The sequence below is a fragment of the uncultured Eudoraea sp. genome (assembly GCF_947260015.1).
Taxonomy (GTDB): domain Bacteria; phylum Bacteroidota; class Bacteroidia; order Flavobacteriales; family Flavobacteriaceae; genus Eudoraea.
The window spans coordinates 64,815-83,465 of record NZ_CAMYOM010000008.1 but is presented as its reverse complement, the minus strand read 5'-3'; the positions used below and the strand labels follow the sequence as shown (position 1 = coordinate 83,465).

The window sequence follows — 18,651 nt, the reverse complement described above, 5'->3', positions numbered from 1 at the left end:
ATTACGGGGCTGGGAAATGAGAACTTTACTTCAGACCTTATTGTATGGGAAGGACGTTTTGTTGCCTTTAATACTGTTTTAAAGACGGCTTTTGAACAATTAGAGGATGATAAAGAAATAGTGAAGGATTATCTGGTATCTAAAGGAATAGGCCCGGATAACATAATTTTTAATTCTGTACAGACGAGTGAACAACGCGACAATAAATACGAAAACGGAAATTTTGTTGGTACAATCTTCCGGGGGTACGAGTTATCACAATCTGTTCAAATAGAATCGGGTGATGTGGCTCTGGTAGAAAAAGTAGCCCGTGAGATCACGGAACTTTTAAATAAAGGAGTTCAGTTTAATTCCTCACCTCCTCGTTATTATTACACAAAATTATCTGATCTTAAAATTAAAATGATTTCGAAGGCTACAGAAGATGCACGTATCCGCGCTGAAAAAATAGCTGAGAATTCCGGAGGTACTCTGGGCGATCTTATTACTGCCCGAATGGGTGTTTTTCAAATAACCGGTCAAAATTCAGACGAGGATTACAGCTGGGGTGGGGCATATAATACATCAGCTAAAAAGAAGACTGCTTCTATCACTATGCGCCTTGAGTACAAGGTTAAATAAGTACTTCAGTCTTAGAACTACAGTAACTATTTATATAACTATATTAAATGATTGGTGAAAAAAGTTAAAAGAAAAAGCCCCGACGACGATCGTCAGGGCTTTTCAAATCAAAAACCAACCTAAACACATGAACTTGTTATGACACAATTTTATCTATAAAAAATGAACTTTTTCATAGCAATTTATATATATAACAATCTTCTCTAAAAATACCCTACCTAATTTTTAATTTTTTTATCTTTATATAGATGAAAAATACAGAAAGAACAGATCAGATTTTTAAAATTTTACAGGAAGAACTAAAAAATGGAAGCACACAAAAATCGCATCCTTTTCGCTACTTTACCCTGGGTACAGTGGGTTTGGACCGTTTAACCAGGCAAAGAACATTGGTTTTAAGAAAGGTTTCTGATGAACTCCAACTTTCTTTTTATACTGATTTTCGCTCAAAAAAAATTATTCATATAAAGGAAAACAATAAGGTCGGGTTGTTATTTTACAATCCTGATAAGCTCTTACAAATAAAAATTGAAGGCATTGCCAACATAATTAAAGGAAAGGCAATAGAAGAAACTTATAATAATGGTATTCCTGAAAAAGCTCGCAAGGATTATACCACAACCCTGGCTCCGGGTACACCTTTGGAAGATCCTAAGGTAATTGAATATCTTAAGAAGGAAAATCACTTCTGTGTGGTTGAAATTACCCCTTATAAAATTGAATACCTGAAATTACAACAACCAGAGCATCTTAGGGTTCGGTTTTCCAAGAGGGAAGAACTTTGGAGCGGAGAATTCCTTGTCCCATAAAACCGGCTCAGTTTATTTCATAGTATCCAGAATAACTTTTATATCCTCTCCAGTTGTATCCGGATTAATAAAACAAAACCGGGCTACCGTTTCAAAACCTTCTTTGGTTTTCCATTTACTGGGTGTCACCAGGGCAATCCCCTCCCTGTGATTGGTATAGGTCCAGTTATTATATTCATTTGCAGACCAACCTTTACGTCTGAACAGTACACATGAAAGGCTTGGGGGTCGAATCAATTCCAATTCCGGCCTGGATGAAATTAATTCTCCGGCTAAATTAGCCAATTCAATTCCTCGTTCCACAGCCCATTTATACTTATCAGTTCCGTGTGTGGCAAGTGAAAACCACAACGGTAATCCCCGTAATCTTCTGGTCAATTGTATTTGATAATCTGCTGGATTAAACCCGTGTGCTCCGGGGTCTTTTATGATATCCAGATAAGAACCTTCCTGGGAATGTGCTGTTTTAGCCAATTCAGGATCCTTGTAGATAATAGCTCCACAATCATAGGGGGAGAACAGCCATTTATGTGGATCTATAGTAATACTGTCCGCTTTTTCAATCCCATTAAACAGATGCCTGACAGAATCTGCCGCAAGAGCACCACCACCATAAGCTGCATCTACGTGGAACCAAAGCTTAAGTTCCTTACAAATTTTTGCAATACCATTCAGGTCATCAACAATCCCCGCATTGGTAGTACCCCCGGTAGCCACCACTGCAAATACCCTTTCCATGGTGCCTTTATCCAGGGAATCAATTTTCCCCTGCAGGGCTTCGGCATTCATCAGATCATCTGTTTCCACCAGGAGAACATCGGCATCAATTACCTTAGCCATGGCTTTAATAGAAGAATGTGCACCCACCGAAGTAATGAGGCAACCTTTTTTATTCTGATTCTCCTTAGTCTTTCTCCAATATTCACGGGCCGTTACCATAGCCGATAGATTTGCAGCTGAACCCCCGCTGGTGAAAACACCAAAAGCATTTTCGGGCATGCCCGTTAGCTCTACAAGCCATCGCATAGCCTCATTCTCACAGAAAATGCCTCCTGCACCTTCCATCCAATAGGCTCCATGTATACTGGAGGCCGAGGTAACCAGGTCAAACATGATGGCTGCACGTGTGGGAGCTGCAGGAACAAAAGCCAGATGCCTTGGATGATCTATTGGAACGGTTGCTTTTACCAATACATCACGAAAAAGATGAAAGGCGTTCTCTCCACCTATTCCGGAAGGAGTAATGGTCTCCCCTACCTGCTTCTTTAATTCCTCTTCCTTCCTGGGTGATCCTAATTCCGGGGACTCATTGGTAATTCTATGAATTGCATATTTCATGACATCGAGGGTCATCTCTACCAATTCTATATCCACATTATGCATGAGCTAAGTTTTTATCAAAAGTACACTGGAAATGAAACCTATGCCATTAATTGGCTTAGTATTTTAACACTAAAAATTCCTGCTTTAGGGGATTCAGGGCATTTAGTAAAAAAGGGATAAGCTTGTCACCCAATTCCAGATAGAGTTCTGAAAAATTCAGAGAGCGTTCTTGCAGGGATTGATTAGGGAATAACTGGTTCTGGAGTGCTGTAAGTCTAACTACCTGGTCTTTAAGTTTTAGTTTCTGGGCTTTTAATAATCGTTTTTCCAGATGGTTGAGTCCGTTTAATTGCTTTACTTCCTGCGCCTTTACCGCTCCCAGGAAGGATTTGTCTGTTTCTTCGGCCAATAGGTAAAGCGCTTCAAACTGATTACTCAGATGCTCCCTTTGACTGGAAAAATCAATATCAATATTGGAAATTTCCCTTATTCTTTTATTAATAAGACTGTTTTGCTTTAAAAACAAATCTGTCGGAATAAGGTCTAATTTCTTTATTTTTTTATTCTCCTTTTCTGATATCATCAGGGCCGAATTTCGCAACAGCAAGATGGGAAATGGAACTTTTATGGCGTCAAAAGACGATTTAAGCTCGAGCCAATAGGCCAACTCGCCTCCTCCGCCAATATAACAAAGGTTAGGAAGGACCACTTCCTGGTAAATGGGCCTGGTAACCACATTAGGTGAAAATCTTTCAGGATGGGTATCCAGTTCCATCATAATTTCATCCTTTGTAAATTTAATATCAGTATTGTTAACATAAAAAAGGTCTTCTTTTTCGAGCAGTCTTTCCCGTAAACCATCCTTTAAATAAAAATGATTGATCTCCCTTGGGTTTACTTGAATGTTGTATGAAGGAGACACAGATTCCAGGGCAGCAATAGTCTCATTTACTTTTGTAAAAGACTGGTTTTCAAGGATATCATTCTTTATATAGGGTGCGAAAAGGTTTTTTAGTTTAAGGTCGTCACCATCCACAATTACCAAACCGTACTCTCCAAAGAGGCTATTGGCCAGATATCTGGTAGCCTCAGAAAGTGAATTGTGCTCCAGGTAGGCTTTTTTGAAAAGATTCTTAAGAGTTTCTGCTTTGGTATTATGGCCCACTTCTTTAGAAAAAGTGTCAAATACAGCCTCTAATCCTTTAGTACTTAACCTTCCTACAGCTCCGGAGGAATCGCGATTCCATTGTAACTTTTTATTGTGCAGATTAAAATAATTAATCTCATCAAAATCATGATCTTCTGTGGCCATCCAGTATACCGGTACAAAAGTATTCCTGGGATAGGCTTTTTTTAAAGCTTTTGCAAGATTTATTGTACTGATAATCTTATATAAAAAATATAGCGGACCTGTAAATATATTAAGCTGATGTCCTGTGGCCACGGTAAAGGTTTCGCTCTGCGATAAAGCTGAAATATTGGATAATGTAGATTTTGAAGCCTTTACACCCTGGTATTGTTCTTGAAGTACCTGATTAAGTGTTTTCCTGCTAGTCTGTGGATACGAATTGGACTTCTCCTCTATTTGAGCCCTAAACTCTTCAATTTTAGGAAACCTGTTGTAAAAGGGTTTTAGCTTCTTGTTTTCGTCCAGATAGTCGGAAATAAGTGAAGAAAAATATCCGGTGTTTTTAAATGGTATACAGTCTACTTTCATAGAAACTTCTAAGATCCGATCAAAGATAAAATTATCGGGTTTTACTCTTCCCAAAAATACGTTAAGATGTATTAACTACATAGAAATGATGAACCAATTCCCTTTAAGCCTTGTAACTTGCCGACCCATAAACGAATAACACCGAACTTAAAATGTGATTTCCTTAATAATCCTTAGCTTTAGCATCCTAATTGGAAACCCCGGTTTATGAAGCGAATTTTACCCGTATTGGTCCTGCTAATTACAATCGCTTTAAGTGCACAAGAACTAAAATCGCCCTCAGAATTCCTGGGATATGAGCTTGGCACGCAATTTACGCGCCATCATCAGGTAGTAGACTATTACCAGTATCTGTCTGTGGCCGCTAAAGACCGTATGCAAATAAATGAATACGGAAAAACAAATGAACAAAGGCCGCTGCTTTTGGCCTATCTTTCCTCATCAGCTAATATGGAAAATCTGGAAGCCATCCGTAAGGAACATCTTAATAGCACAAGTGGCGAGGGTAAATCTACAAAGGCCATAGTATGGCTAAGCTATAATGTTCATGGAAATGAAAGTGCGGGCACAGAGGCTTCTATGCAAACCATTTATGAATTATTAACCAGCAAACAGTCCTATCTGGAAAACACCGTAGTAATTATTGACCCCTGTATTAACCCGGACGGGCGTGACAGGTATGTGAACTGGTACAATCAATTTAAAAACACACCTTATCAGTTAAATCCGGAGAGCAAGGAACATTATGAAGGCTGGTGGAGCGGACGCAGCAATCACTATATGTTCGATTTAAACCGGGATTGGGCCTGGCTTACCCAGTTAGAAAGCCGGCAAAGGCTTCGCTATTACAACAAATGGCTCCCGCATATACATGTAGATTTCCATGAACAGGGCATTGATTCTCCCTATTATTTTGCACCGGCTGCAGAACCGTTTCATGAAGTGATTACAGATTTTCAGCGAGATTTTCAGGTGACCATAGGAAAGAACCATGCAAAATATTTTGACGCCAACGGTTGGTTCTACTTTACAAAAGAACGCTTTGATCTTTTTTACCCCAGCTACGGTGATACCTACCCTACATATAACGGCGCCATTGGTATGACCTATGAGCAGGGTGGCGGAGGCAGGGCCGGACTTGGAGTCATTACCGGGAATGGAGATACCCTGACGTTAAAAGACCGTATTGTGCACCATCATACTACAGGAATCTCTACCGTGGAAGTTGCCACGAACAACGTGGCAAAACTAAATGAGGAGTATCAAAAATTCTTTCAACCTAAAAATTATAAATACAAAAGTTATATCCTGAAAGGACAGGAAGATCATTTGAGAACACTTACGGAACTTCTGGACCGGCATCAGTTAAATTATAGCTACGGAACCGGTGCTATTGTAAAAGGGTTTGACTATAAAAGCGGTAAAACAGGGAGTTTAAAGACCAATTCTGAAAGTATTATCATTTCTACAAACCAGGCGCGGGGGACCCTGGTTAAAGTACTTTTTGAACCCAATGCCAAATTGAGTGATTCACTATCCTATGATATAACTGCATGGTCCCTGCCTTATGCCTACGGATTAGATGCTATTGCTTCCGAAAACTTGATAAACGGAACTTCAAAGACAGAAAATTCATTTAAAAAGGAAGCATTAAGTAAAAATACATACGCCTTCCTGACGGAATGGAACGGTATGGACGATGCCCGATTTTTAAGCGAATTACTTGAAAGAAACATTAGAGTACGACAGGCTCAAAAGCCCTTCACCCTGGAAGGAAAAAGACATGACCGAGGAAGTCTTATCATTACGAAAGCTGATAATGAAAATAATTTGGAATTTACCAAAATCCTGAGTGAGGTTGCCGAAAAACATCATAAAACACTCACAGCAGTTAGTAGTGGTTTTGTAGATGAGGGAAAAGACTTTGGGTCTAGCTACGTGCAAATGATCCCTGCGGTAAAAGTGGCGGTTCTTGCCGGTGAGCCAACCTCTACTTTACGTTTTGGTGAGATATGGCATTTCTTTGAGCAGCAGTTGCATTATCCGTTAACTATTCTGGATGCGAATTATTTAAATGAGTTAGCGCTTTCCAACTACGAGGTATTGATTCTCCCGGGAGGTACTGGTTATAAGCGATTTATGGATAAAACCATGCTCAGTCAACTCAAAGAGTGGGTAAGCCGGGGTGGCAGGCTTATTGCCATGGGGAAGGCTATTGCCTCTTTGGACGGAGAGGACGGATTTAGGATATCTGCCAGGGAAAAGGAAAATGATAGTACGGTAAATCTAGTGGAGCCCTATGAGAACTTACGGCGAGAAGAGATGAAAAACGAGATTTCTGGTGCCATCTTTAAAACACGGGTAGATACTACACATCCACTGGCCTTTGGGTATACGGACACCTATTTTAGCCTTAAACTTGGAAATGGTAGCTACGACTACCTGGAAAGCGGTACAGTGGCTTATATTTCCACGAATACTGTGCCAGTAGCTGGTTTTGCAGGCTGTGTAGCACAGAAAAAAATGTCTAAAAGCCTTGTTTTTGGTGTAGAGAAGCACGGTAAGGGACAGGTAGTTTACATGGTGGATAACCCTCTATTCCGTGGATTCTGGGAAAATGGAAAACTCTTTTTTGTGAATGCACTTTTTATGGCAAAATAGTTCTTGTAGGCAAAAAATTAGTACAACATAAAGGACACCAAAATAATTCCAATTGTAGCCACTGGTAAAATAATGAGCACATACAGGAAGGAGATAATACTGGCTTTAAAAAAAGCACCCACCCATGAACTCTTGTAAAAATTTCGCAGGGCAAGCATTAGGTATATAACAAAAGAGAAGCAAATGAGCACTTCTAACCAAATGGGTATCTCCCATACTTTATTCACCAGGAGAATGGTGCAAAACGTGGTGAATATAAAAGTGAAAAAATAAAAGCTAAACACCACATGGTGCGCAAAGGTGGCCGGTTTCCAGTAAAACAATTTCAGAAGTACGGCAAAAAGTGGCAATAGGAGAAACATAGCAATAGGAATAGTATCATATAGGGCCTGAAGTATACCCCCACCTTGTTTTTCATAAAACTTCAGTACTTGGGCATAGAACCTGCGGTTAAAGGCATTTGCATCTTCCTTCATTCCCATGGCCTTATATTTTAGATCTAATGGGGCACCTGCAGCGATAAGGGAGTCTAACTTCTCGCGCTCAAAACCGAAGGACATATTGACTGCCTGCGGATCTGATGCCATTACCGAGTCTATTTCGGCCATATCTTTATCTGATATTCCAATAATTTTTTGATTTTTTTTCAGGGCTTTTTTGGCTTCGGCTATTCCTAGAGAATCAGTTTTTAACGGAATAGAATCCAGGGTAATCTCCGTTTCAAAGCCTTTTTTGATTGCCTCGGAAACTTCATTATCTGCCTTACGTATTGTAAAAGAGAAGATAAAAAAGAAAATGACCGAGATAAAGAGGTAAAATTGAGCAGGATGCAAATATTTGAGACGTTTCCCATCAACAAACCGCCGGGCCAGTACTCCCGGTTTTAGCATAAGAGTTCCAAAACTCCTGAAGAACCGGGCATCTATAGAGATGTAATTATCTATGGTATTGCTAAAGAGAACCCCAATGGTAAGGTTATCTGCCGCTTCCTGACCACAGTATGGACAATACTCAAAAGATTCATCAAAAAAATTTTCGCAGTTTTTACACTGTTCGGTGGTTGGCATATAAAAAACTTTGTTTAAAAATACAAAAAGCTGTGATACCGCAAAGTTTCTTGTTTAGAGGCGCATTACTATGTTTAGAACTGCAATTGCCTTTCTGAGAAAGGGTACGTTTATAAAATAGGTTCAATATGCGAATTCAGAACTTAGTCTATGGCTTCACATAAGGATACTATGCCAATTTAAGGAGGGGTTGTATTAATATTAAGAATGGCGTAAATGTTTGCTTTGAACATATTTAAGTTCCTGGCATAAAAAAGCCCAGACAATCATCTGGGCCTTTCCGCTTCATGAAATAACCAATCAAATTTCCTTTTTCATAATAGTTCAAATCTTAATCCCGTGTTACTATAATAGAGTTCGAGAGATCAAAGAAGCCATCTAAATCTGCGGCGTTCATTCCCATCTCTAATCCTGCAAGTCCGTCTTCATAGGTTAAATGCCAAATAAGACATGTCCCGACCCCGGCGCCATCAAAATCTACAGCTTCTAAATTTACTAACGCAGGTGGTAAACCTAAGATATTCAAGTTGTTATCTGTAATGACATAAGTTTGATTAGAACCGCTCAGGTTAGCACTATTTAATGTAATGCCGTTAACCATATCGGGTGTGCCATCAACAATAAAATTGAAAGGTCCGCCTTCAAGGGTTCCCGCATCCAGGGACTTTCTGGTAACTTGAATACTGTTGGATAAACCATAAAATCCATCAAGATCAGATACATTATTTCCGGCAACAAGTCCTGTTAAACCATCTTCATACGTTAAATGCCAAATAAGACATACCCCTGCGCCGGCTCCATCAAAATCTACTCCTTCCACATTCTCCAGGGCAGGAGGAAGTCCCAAAATATTGTTCTGATCATCAGTGATGACATAGGTTTGATTTGTTCCGGTCAAGTCAGTTTCATCCAGTACAATCCCACTAACCATATCAGGATTTCCATCTACGGTAAACTCAAAAGAACCCCCTGCAATTATCCCGGCATTCAAGGCGTTACGTGTTACCGTTATTGAATTTGACAAGGCATAGCCTCCTTCAAAATCCGATACATTGTTACCTTCTTCCAAACCAGTTAATCCATTGGCATAAGTCAAATGCCAGATCAGACATACTCCGGCACCGGCACCATCAAAATCTACACCTTCCACATTCTCCAGAGCAGGAGGAAGTCCTAATATGTTGTTTTGTTCATCGGTAATAACGTAGGTTTGGTTATCTCCGTTTAACAAAGCTGAATCTAAAGTGATGCCCGAAACCATATCCGGGGAACCATCTACAATAAATTCAAATGGTCCACCATTTAATATTCCAGCATTAAGACCATTACGAACAACGGTGAGGAAATTAGATAAACCAAAATCTCCTATAAGATCATCCAAAGTACCCCCCATCTCTAGTCCCAGCAAACCAGTTTCATAGGATATATGATAGATATAGCAACTACCTACCCCTGCTCCGTCAAAGTCAACTCCTTCAACCGCTTCTATGGTCGGTGGCAGACCCAATATATTTTTTTCGTCATCTGTAATTACAAAGTTTTGAATACTCCCTGTAAGCTCTGATGCGTCTAACGTAATTCCGCTTACCATATCGATAATTCCATCAACCGTAAAGGTGAACGGACCTCCAGATAAAATTCCGGCATTTATTTCCACTGGTTCTTCTATGCCACCATTATCATCATTTTCGCAACTTGTTGTGATTAAGGCTAAAGATGCAGAAACAATACATACTTGTAATACAGTTTTTAATTTGTTCATTGTATTTCTTTTTAAATTTAAAACAAAGGAACTTAGAAGGTATTACAGAGAAATCACAAAAAAATAAACATTTATTACTTATTGATAATCAGGTATTTATTTCTTAAACTAGGGTGGTTTTGAAAGTAGTGCGGCTCTAATTCGACAATTGTATCACGATTGATAACAATGGTCATACAAACCGTGATCATTTTGTGATAGTTTATTTGTTATTTCGATTAGTATGAAAAAAGTTTTAATCATTGAAGATGATGCCGAAATTATTCATTTACTGGAAATTCATTTGAAGGATTTAGGATGTGAAGTCATTGCAGCAATGCAAGGGACCACCGGCCTGAGGATGGCGATAGAAGAAGATCCGGATTTGATCATTTTAGATATTATGCTCCCTGAAATGGATGGGTTGGAGGTATGCCAAAAAATACGAGCTAACTCAATACAATCTCCCATACTGATGCTTACGGCGAAATCAGAAGAAATAGACAAGGTGCTAGGCCTAGAAATTGGCGCTGATGATTACCTTACCAAACCTTTTAGTATCCGAGAATTCATAGCCAGGGTAAAAGCCATTTTTAGAAGAGAAAAAATGTCTGTAGAACCCAAAATTAATTCTATTGGTACCAAAATAATGAGTTTCGGGAACCTTCAAATAAATTTAGAATTGCGCAAGGTGAGTATAAACGACAACAAGATAGACCTCTCACCAAAAGAATTTGAACTTTTGGCTTTACTTTCCTCTAACCCTGGTAAAAGTTATGATCGTTCCAAATTATTGAATATCATCTGGGGATATGATTTTAAAGGTTATGAACATACAGTTAACTCTCATATAAATCGGCTGCGTTCTAAAATAGAACCTGATATGAGCAATCCTATATTTATTTTGACCACTTGGGGAGTAGGATATAAATTTAATGAAGAGCTATGAAAAATACGATACTCTCAAATCGATTGATTAAAAAACTGGTTCTCTCGTTTTTGTCCATATTACTTTTGGCAGGTACCGGATATACCATTGCCACCATCTACTTTTCAAATGACTATTTTTATGAAACCACACAGCGTTTACATGCTCATTTAGCACAAGACCTTATTGACGAGAAATTCGTAGATGCTAGCCCTATTGACAGTCTGGGGAATGTAAATAAAGCTCTTTTTGGGGATATTATGCACGATATGATGGCTGTAAATAGAGCAATTGAGGTCTATTTATTGGACATAGAAGGACATGTGCAATATTCTGTGGTTTTAGACCATAATGCCCCTGAGACCCGGCAAAAAAAAATATCTTTAGAACCAATAGACGAATTTATATCCACTGGCGGATCCTTGTATATCTTGGGAGAAGACCCTAAAGATTCCTCTAAAAAAAAGGTGTTTTCTGCTGCTAAATTCAAAAAAGGTGGTAAAGAAGGTTATATCTACATAATTCTGGCCGGTGAAGACTTCCTCACAACCCGTAATATGTTGTTTAGTAGCTATGCTCTTAAATTGGGATTGGGGATGTCCTTATTGACCTTGTTTTTTGCAGCTTTATTAGGAATTTTGTCTGTGTGGTACCTGACGAAAAATCTTAGAGAACTGGTTTATGCCTCTAAGCGATTTCAAGATGGCGATTTAAATTACCGTATCAAAAACGCCAGCAAGAGTGATTTGGCAGGTGTCACAACCACCTATAATAAGATGGCTGAGACCATTTTAGAAGATATAGATAAAATAAAATCGTTAGAAAGTCTGCGAACGGAGTTAATAGCTAACATTTCGCATGATCTTCGCACGCCGCTCTCCGTTATACAGGGTTATATAGAAACTTTACAAATAAAGGACACTGAATTGACCAAGGAACAGCGCATTGAATACTTAAAAACAATTAATGCCGGTGGAGAACGTCTCAAGAAATTAATCAACCAGCTATTTGAATATTCCAAATTGGAGGCGAATCAAATTAAACCTAAGAAAGAACCATTTTTAATAAGTGAACTTGCGAACGACATTCACAGAAACTATCAAGTATTGGCCAAACAAAAGAAAATTAAGCTAAAATTAGAAATGAACGAGGGTATTCCTCTGGTTTTTGGTGATATTTCTTTGGTGGAACGCGCAATTCAGAATTTAATGGATAATGCTTTAAAATTTACACCAGAAAATGGTGAAGTGGTGGTTAAAATTATCGCCCATGAAAAGGATGTTGAAATTATCATCAAAGATTCCGGCCCAGGGATAAAGAAAGAGAATCAAGCCCTTATTTTTGAACGCTATCGGCAAATGAAAACAGGACAGCAGAAAGAGGGATCCGGTCTTGGGTTGGCTATTGTAAAAAAAATCATGGAACTGCACAATGCAAGTATCCGGGTTTTTAGTGGGCCAAATGAAGGCACGGCTTTCAGCTTTAGCCTGCCTGTTCATACTACTTCATAAACCTGCTTATCTATTAATTGCAACGGCTGGTAAAAAATCTGGCAGTCCTGCAAGATTCCGTACTGGGATTATTGGAATCTGATAAAAAGCCAAAAAAGGTATACTTATCTGAAGAATTTTTGGGATAATAAGATATATTAGTGCGCATATAACTAGTTATAGCCCATTAAAAATGAAGAATATTATATTAATATTGTCACTAATCATTTTTACTTGTTCAGTTCAAGCCCAAGAGGTCGAGACATTTTATTTGCATCATCCAATTTCCAAAAATGATACGATTATTTATAAGCGTATTATTCGTTTTGATAAGAAAAATGGCATATATTATGTTAGAGACTATTTTGAAAATGGTCAGATTCAAATGCAGGGTACTTATAGTTCATTTAATAAAAACCTAAAAGAGAATTATTGGTGTAACTACAGTAAAAACACAAAACAAGGACTTTATCAAACTTGGTATAAAAATGGACAACTTGAATCTCGAAGTAATTTTATTGATGGAAAATTCCATGGTCAAATGGAGGAATGGTATTCAAATGGTCAATTAAGCCAACGAAGTCAGTGGATAAAGGCCGATGTTGAAGGCAATGGAAAAGGACAGATGAATGGTTCATACCTCGGATGGTCAAAAGACGGGGAATTGGTATGTGATATGGTTCTGGAGAAAGGGTTAAAAAAGAATCCAATAGACACCAATTATAAATATTTGCTCTACACGCCTCCCGAGTATGAATTAGACACCTTAAAAACCTATCCTTTAATAATTTATCTACATGGTGGATCGCCTAGAGGAACAGATTTAAACAGGTTATATGCTTATGGTATACCTGATCAAACTTATAGAGGGAGAGAATTTCCTTTTATAATTGCTTCACCCCAATGTCCGTTACATCTTAGATGGTCCACTGATAACTGGTTCGAGAATTTTTTTGAAGAAATAACTTTAAAATATCGAGTAAATATAAATAAAGTATACCTAACAGGTGTAAGTCTTGGAGGATCTGGAACTTGGTACTTGGCAACGAAATATCCTGATAAATTTGCAGCTATAGCACCAATGAGTGGGTTTACAAGTCATATAGAATATCTTGACCAAAATATTGAAAAACTAGTTGATATGCCAATTTGGGCTTTCCATGGTAAAATTGATAAAGTAGTGCAATTTGAGGAAACACAAAGAGTTGTTCAAAGATTAGAAGGGAAAAATAATAATTTGAAATTTACAATGCCACCTAATGTGGGTCACGGGTTACATTGGTTAATATATCCCGGACAGGAATTATATGACTGGTTTTTAACACATGATAAACGAACGAAAAACAAGAATTAACGGACTGTAACAATGCATCCTATGAAAAGCCCTAGTCCATCCCGATAGCTTCTCCTTCGTAATACTATGGAGAAGGAGCTATCGGGACTCTAAAGTTAATCCGAAAAGTTAGCGTCTTTTTACTCGCTACGTTTCATGCACAAACCGTTATACACAATTAGGATATTAAGTGGCGAGAATGTTAAAAATCTATATATGAAACCACAGTAAATCATGTCTTCAGAAAAAAATAAACAAAAAAAAGCAAGGCTACATTCTCGAAACAAAAACCGGGAAAGATATGATTTAAGTGCATTAACAACTTCTAATCCCGAATTAAAAAATCATATAATACCTAACAAATTCGGAGAAGATTCAGTCGATTTTTCAAACCCACTTGCTGTCAAACTTTTAAACAAAGCGTTACTAAATCATTATTACGGAATAAAGAACTGGGAATTCCCGGATGAAAACTTATGTCCCCCCATACCAGGAAGGGCTGATTACATTCATCATATGGCTGATTTATTGGCCGAAAACAATTTTGGAACAATCCCAACTGGTGATATAATCACTTGTCTTGATATTGGTCTTGGGGCTAGTTGCATTTACCCAATTATTGGAGTTACAGAATACGGCTGGAAATTTATTGGATCTGATATTGATCCAAAATCTATTGCATCAGCGCAGAATATTGTCAATTCTAATTCATCAATTAAAGATAAGATCGAATGTAGATTACAAAAAAATTCAAAAGACGTTTTTCACGGCATAATAGGCAAAGAAGATATAATCGAATTAATTATATGTAATCCTCCTTTTCATTCTTCGATTGAAGATGCTCAAAAAGGAACTCGGAGAAAAATAAAGAATCTATCGGGTAAAAAAGTAAAAACACCTGAACTCAATTTTGCAGGAATCAGCAATGAACTTATATGTGATGGCGGAGAATATAAATTCATTCAGAATATGATTATAGAAAGTGAAAAGTTCTCTAAAAACTGTTTCTGGTTTTCAACTTTAGTATCAAAACAATCTAATCTCACAAGAATTTATAACCTATTAGAAAAAACTGAAGCTAACCAGATCAAAACGATTCCGATGGGAACAGGTAATAAATCTAGCCGAATTGTAGCTTGGACATTCCTTTCAAAAGAAGAACGAAAAGAGTGGAGCGAAACTAGATGGAAAACACTATTATAGAATTAACTAATAACATGTGCATAACAAACGCTAAAAATTATGTCAGTTAAACCTCAACTATTCTTTTAAGAGAAAATATTATTTCATTAATACCTTAAAAATTTATTTATTAGTCAGTACCCAAAGCTCTACTTCTTCAGAAGATCGCCAGTATTGATCCCGTTTGGTTTTTTCAGAAGCAGCTTTCACTGTTTTTTTTAAACATTTTTCCAATTGAAACCTCCCACCTTCGCCCAGTTCCTTCTCTATTGGATGGTCTTTTGTTACATTAGTTATTTGAGCTAAATTTGAGAATAAGATTACGAGCTTTCCTTCAGGTAGCAGCCTTTTTTTTGCTCCGGCAAAAAAATCAGGGAATAGATTTTCACTGTAATAAATAGCTTCGTCATTTCTATCCGGGTTATGAGCTTCTGGTAACCAGGGAGGATTAAAAACAATCAATTCGGTCTGCTTTGTCCAACTACCAAAAAGATGACCAAAATCTAATTCTATCTTTCTGGACAACTTTGTATCCGCCATAAACTCTCTTAGTCCGACAATTGCATTAGGATTTGTGTCTGTACCAAAAACCTTCTGAAAACCATACTTTATCATTTGAAAAGAAAGTATGCCACTTCCTATCCCAACATCTATTGCAGACTTTTTAGGTCCTTTATATCGTTTCAACCAATTGTCGAAAAGTTTTAAATGATCAAAACGAGTAGGGAAATAAGTACCGTAATATGGATGTACTTTATTTCGCAATACAGGAATGGAGATCCCTTTTTGGTACCACTGCCAGGAACTATTGAGTCCCTGTACTTGAGGAAAGGACAATAAGAAATCGCTAGTTTCCGGATAAAGTTTTTCTAACCAACCGATAGAAGGCGATTTTTTTACATTCAATTTATGATCTACAATTTCTATTAAAATAAGATTTGACAGTTTACGATATTCTGACCGATACTCCCGTTGCTCCTGATAAGACTTGTTGGGTAACTTTCTTTTAAGATGCATCTGCAACTCCTTTAGAAGTAACAATCCATTGCTATAATACGCTGTTATTAATATAGGTTTTCCTGCTTCTAATGCATTAATCGCAAGCTTAACATCTGAAGTTCGATTAAACAACTCTAATTGTTTTCCAAACAGAATAGGTTCTGGCCTGTTTACATTTATATCTGTAGTCATCTATTTGTTTTTGCATAAAGCAAGGGAGTCTTGTCAACTGATCCCTTCGACTTATGAGGTTAATAAAAATAAAATCAATAAACCTGTTTAGTGCACTAGCTCAATACTTTATGCGGCTAGTCCGTGTTACGATTCCGGAATCAAATTAACATATAAAACAGAAAACATAGGTCTTTTGATTGGAAAAGCTTACTGAATTTTTTTAAATTAAAACACCAGATAAAAACTATTGCCAACACCATATAAAATTAACCTACCGGGTTTACCCGCCAGAGGCGGGCAGGCCCGCCTTAGGAGGGCGCGCCCGCCTGAGGAGAGCAGGCAGGTTGCTAGTTCAAGCCTACTTACAAATCCCGATAGTTTCTCCTTCGTAATACTATGGAGAAGGAGTTATCGGGACTCGAGGATTTTCCATTAGCTTAGTTTTCGCTAAATTAGGAGTTTTATCACCTGCCTGCGGCAGGCAGGCGCAACTAAGCTTATACCAATCGTTAGCAAAAATTAAAAACATAATCAATCCAACCGAAATACATATTGTTCCCAATATACCTTCTCCAATTCGAATACAGGAATATGGTGTTGGTATTTTCATTGCAGCTTTAACGAAATCAGCACTTAAAAAAGCAATAAAGAAAAAGTTCATTACGGTTAATGATGTTATTGCTACTTCGGCTACTTTAATAAATGGAGGTGAGTGCATAAGTTTATCCATTCCAAAAGAATTCAGTCCGAATAAGAAACTGGTCTTTCAACTTAAAGTTCTATATGAAGATGATCATTTAGCAGTGATTCATAAACCTGCTGGTATTTTGGTCAGCGGCAATAGTTTTAAAACCATTGCCAACGCCTTGGCTCAAAACATTCAACGAAGTAATCTTCCTGACGCTACAAAACCTCAGCCTGTTCATCGATTAGATTATGCAACCACAGGTGTTTTATTGGTTGGAAAAACGAGTAGTAGTATTCGTGCTTTAAATAGAATGTTTGAAGACAAAATGGTTGAGAAAACATATTTTGCAGTTACTATTGGTGAAATGAACGATCGAGGAAAAATCACTTCAGAAATTGACGGTAAGAAATCACAATCGAATTATAAATTATTCGAATCTGTTTCCTCAAAAAGATTTGGTAAACTCAACTTGGTAAAATTGAAACCTCAAACAGGCAGAAGGCATCAATTGCGTAAACATCTGTCCAGTATCGATAATCCGATACTAGGAGACAAAGAATATGGAATTGAAAATTTAATTTTAAGTGGCAAGGGCTTGTATTTACATGCCTATTCGTTGAATTTTATACATCCATTTACAAATAAACAAGTCTATTTCAAAGATGAATTTCCTCAAAAGTTTAAGAAAATATTTATTTCTAAAATAGCAGAAACTTATTAAGACGGCTAAAATTCTACGCTAATTTAAAATCCAATTCAAAATTTCCTATTTTTAAATAAAACTAAAACTTGGCTTAAATGTTTAAACGGCCAGGGCTCGCTTTGCCAACGTTAATTTCTACAACTAATCGTGGTAGCTTCGCCCCTAACAAACACCGTAATCATGGCCAAGACGGTTGACTGCAATTAGAATGGATGAACAACAAATCATAGAATGGTTGCTTAAAGGTGACGTTTCAGTTCAATTTCAGGTTTATCGGGATCTATTAGGTAATAACAGGAAAGATCTACAGAACCGGATCGCAAAAGAAGGCTGGGGAAGACAATACCTGTCAAAGCGCAATTCGAACGGTCATTGGGGAGTGAAGTTTTATCAACCCAAATGGACTTCTACCCATTATACCTTGCTCGACCTGCGGAATTTGTGTTTAAGTCCAGAAAACCCTAAAGCAAAGGAATCTATTGAGTTGACTTTAAATACTTGTAAAGCAATCGACGGGGGGATTAAATTAGGGCCTTCTACATCAAATCATAGTGATGTTTGTGTAAATGGGATGTTTTTAAATTATGCAACTTATTTCCAAACTGAAGAACAAGAATTACACTCAGTTGTAGATAGTATTCTGAATGAATTAATGCCAGATGGCGGTTTCAACTGTAGAACAACAAGAAGTGGAGCAATTCATAGTTCGTTACATACTACCATATCCGTTCTTGAAGGATTAATGGAGTTTCAGAAAGCTAGATATACTTATCGCATGAATGAACTTCAAAGCGCTAAGAAGAGCGCAGAAGAATTCGTTCTTATGCACCAATTATTCCTTTCTGACCACACAGGAGAAATTATTCGGCGAGACTTTTTGAATTTATCATATCCAAGTAGATGGAAGTACAATATTCTGCGAGCGTTGGATTATTTCCAATATTCCGAACATAAGTGGGATAAAAGAATGAATCCCGCAATCCAAGTTTTACTAAATAAACGAAATAAAGATTCTACCTGGAATGTACAAGCGAAACATCCCGGAAAAGAACACTTTGAAATGGAAAAAACTGGTAAACCGAGTAGATGGAATACACTAAGAGCAATGAGAGTATTAAAACATTTTAAATTAGATAAACTTAAGATGTATATATAAAATAACGAAATAAGCGCTATAAGAAAAGTATAAACACAAAACAAAAGTCAGTAATAGTC

At 37.5% G+C, this 18,651-nt stretch carries 15 protein-coding genes; 9 read left to right on the top strand and 6 right to left on the bottom strand.

Going from position 1 to position 18,651, the window contains the following annotated elements; translation table 11 throughout:
- Both Q0X66_RS06115 and Q0X66_RS06110 read left to right on the top strand, forming a co-directional pair.
- A partial coding sequence (locus tag Q0X66_RS06115) for an SIMPL domain-containing protein (RefSeq protein WP_297704309.1) occupies positions 1-621 on the top strand: 621 nt, incomplete at its 5' end.
- A gap of 248 nt (positions 622-869) precedes the next feature.
- Positions 870-1,430: a pyridoxamine 5'-phosphate oxidase family protein gene (locus Q0X66_RS06110; RefSeq protein ID WP_297704307.1), complete on the top strand. Its 561-nt coding sequence runs from the start codon at positions 870-872 to the stop codon at positions 1,428-1,430.
- Positions 1,431-1,442: 12 nt separating this feature from the next.
- Here the strand turns inward: Q0X66_RS06110 and Q0X66_RS06105 are convergent, their stop codons facing one another.
- Together Q0X66_RS06105 and bshC are read right to left on the bottom strand one after the other, a co-directional pair.
- Positions 1,443-2,813: an aminotransferase class V-fold PLP-dependent enzyme gene (locus tag Q0X66_RS06105; protein WP_297704305.1), complete on the bottom strand. Its 1,371-nt coding sequence runs from the start codon at positions 2,811-2,813 to the stop codon at positions 1,443-1,445.
- A gap of 55 nt (positions 2,814-2,868) precedes the next feature.
- On the bottom strand, positions 2,869-4,470 hold the full coding sequence (bshC, locus tag Q0X66_RS06100) for a bacillithiol biosynthesis cysteine-adding enzyme BshC (protein WP_297704316.1): 1,602 nt from the start codon (positions 4,468-4,470) through the stop codon (positions 2,869-2,871).
- A gap of 207 nt (positions 4,471-4,677) precedes the next feature.
- On the opposite strand from bshC, the gene Q0X66_RS06095 reads away from it, so the two are divergent.
- Complete coding sequence (locus tag Q0X66_RS06095; protein WP_297704304.1) at positions 4,678-7,131, top strand: M14 metallopeptidase family protein; 2,454 nt, start codon at positions 4,678-4,680, stop codon at positions 7,129-7,131.
- 17 nt (positions 7,132-7,148) lie between these two features.
- Here the strand turns inward: Q0X66_RS06095 and Q0X66_RS06090 are convergent, their stop codons facing one another.
- Both Q0X66_RS06090 and Q0X66_RS06085 read right to left on the bottom strand, forming a co-directional pair.
- Positions 7,149-8,198 carry a DUF3667 domain-containing protein gene (locus Q0X66_RS06090; protein WP_297704302.1) on the bottom strand — a complete coding sequence of 350 codons (1,050 nt, stop codon included), beginning with the start codon at positions 8,196-8,198 and terminating at the stop codon, positions 7,149-7,151.
- Positions 8,199-8,529: 331 nt separating this feature from the next.
- Positions 8,530-9,960 (bottom strand): hypothetical protein, encoded by a 1,431-nt coding sequence (locus Q0X66_RS06085; RefSeq protein WP_297690576.1) that lies wholly within the window; start codon positions 9,958-9,960, stop codon positions 8,530-8,532.
- A 223-nt stretch (positions 9,961-10,183) separates the two neighbouring features.
- Between Q0X66_RS06085 and Q0X66_RS06080 the strand changes: the two genes are divergently transcribed.
- The 4 genes from Q0X66_RS06080 (at position 10,184) to rlmF (ending at position 14,893) form a co-directional block, all read left to right on the top strand.
- Positions 10,184-10,888, top strand: a complete 705-nt coding sequence (locus Q0X66_RS06080; RefSeq protein ID WP_297690575.1) for a response regulator transcription factor — start codon at positions 10,184-10,186, stop codon at positions 10,886-10,888.
- Positions 10,885-12,378, top strand: a complete 1,494-nt coding sequence (locus Q0X66_RS06075; RefSeq protein ID WP_297690574.1) for a HAMP domain-containing sensor histidine kinase — start codon at positions 10,885-10,887, stop codon at positions 12,376-12,378. Before Q0X66_RS06080 ends, Q0X66_RS06075 begins: the two co-directional genes overlap by 4 nt.
- 172 nt (positions 12,379-12,550) lie before the next feature.
- A complete protein-coding gene (locus Q0X66_RS06070; protein ID WP_297704300.1) occupies positions 12,551-13,711 on the top strand; it encodes an alpha/beta hydrolase-fold protein in 1,161 nt (386 codons plus the stop codon).
- Between the two features lie 213 nt (positions 13,712-13,924).
- The gene (gene rlmF / locus Q0X66_RS06065) at positions 13,925-14,893 is read left to right on the top strand and encodes a 23S rRNA (adenine(1618)-N(6))-methyltransferase RlmF (protein ID WP_297704298.1); all 969 of its coding nucleotides are present in this window, start codon (positions 13,925-13,927) and stop codon (positions 14,891-14,893) included.
- Positions 14,894-14,995: 102 nt separating this feature from the next.
- Here the strand turns inward: rlmF and Q0X66_RS06060 are convergent, their stop codons facing one another.
- Together Q0X66_RS06060 and Q0X66_RS06055 are read right to left on the bottom strand one after the other, a co-directional pair.
- The gene (locus Q0X66_RS06060) at positions 14,996-16,063 is read right to left on the bottom strand and encodes a methyltransferase (RefSeq protein WP_297704295.1); all 1,068 of its coding nucleotides are present in this window, start codon (positions 16,061-16,063) and stop codon (positions 14,996-14,998) included.
- Between the two features lie 376 nt (positions 16,064-16,439).
- Complete coding sequence (locus Q0X66_RS06055) at positions 16,440-16,775, bottom strand: hypothetical protein (protein WP_297704293.1); 336 nt, start codon at positions 16,773-16,775, stop codon at positions 16,440-16,442.
- Here Q0X66_RS06055 and Q0X66_RS06050 point away from each other — a divergent pair.
- A complete protein-coding gene (locus Q0X66_RS06050) occupies positions 16,690-17,454 on the top strand; it encodes an RluA family pseudouridine synthase (RefSeq protein ID WP_297704314.1) in 765 nt (254 codons plus the stop codon). The two genes, Q0X66_RS06055 and Q0X66_RS06050, sit on opposite strands and share 86 nt — an antisense overlap.
- 175 nt (positions 17,455-17,629) lie before the next feature.
- Positions 17,630-18,592, top strand: a complete 963-nt coding sequence (locus tag Q0X66_RS06045; RefSeq protein ID WP_297704291.1) for a hypothetical protein — start codon at positions 17,630-17,632, stop codon at positions 18,590-18,592.
- Positions 18,593-18,651 lie beyond the last annotated feature (59 nt).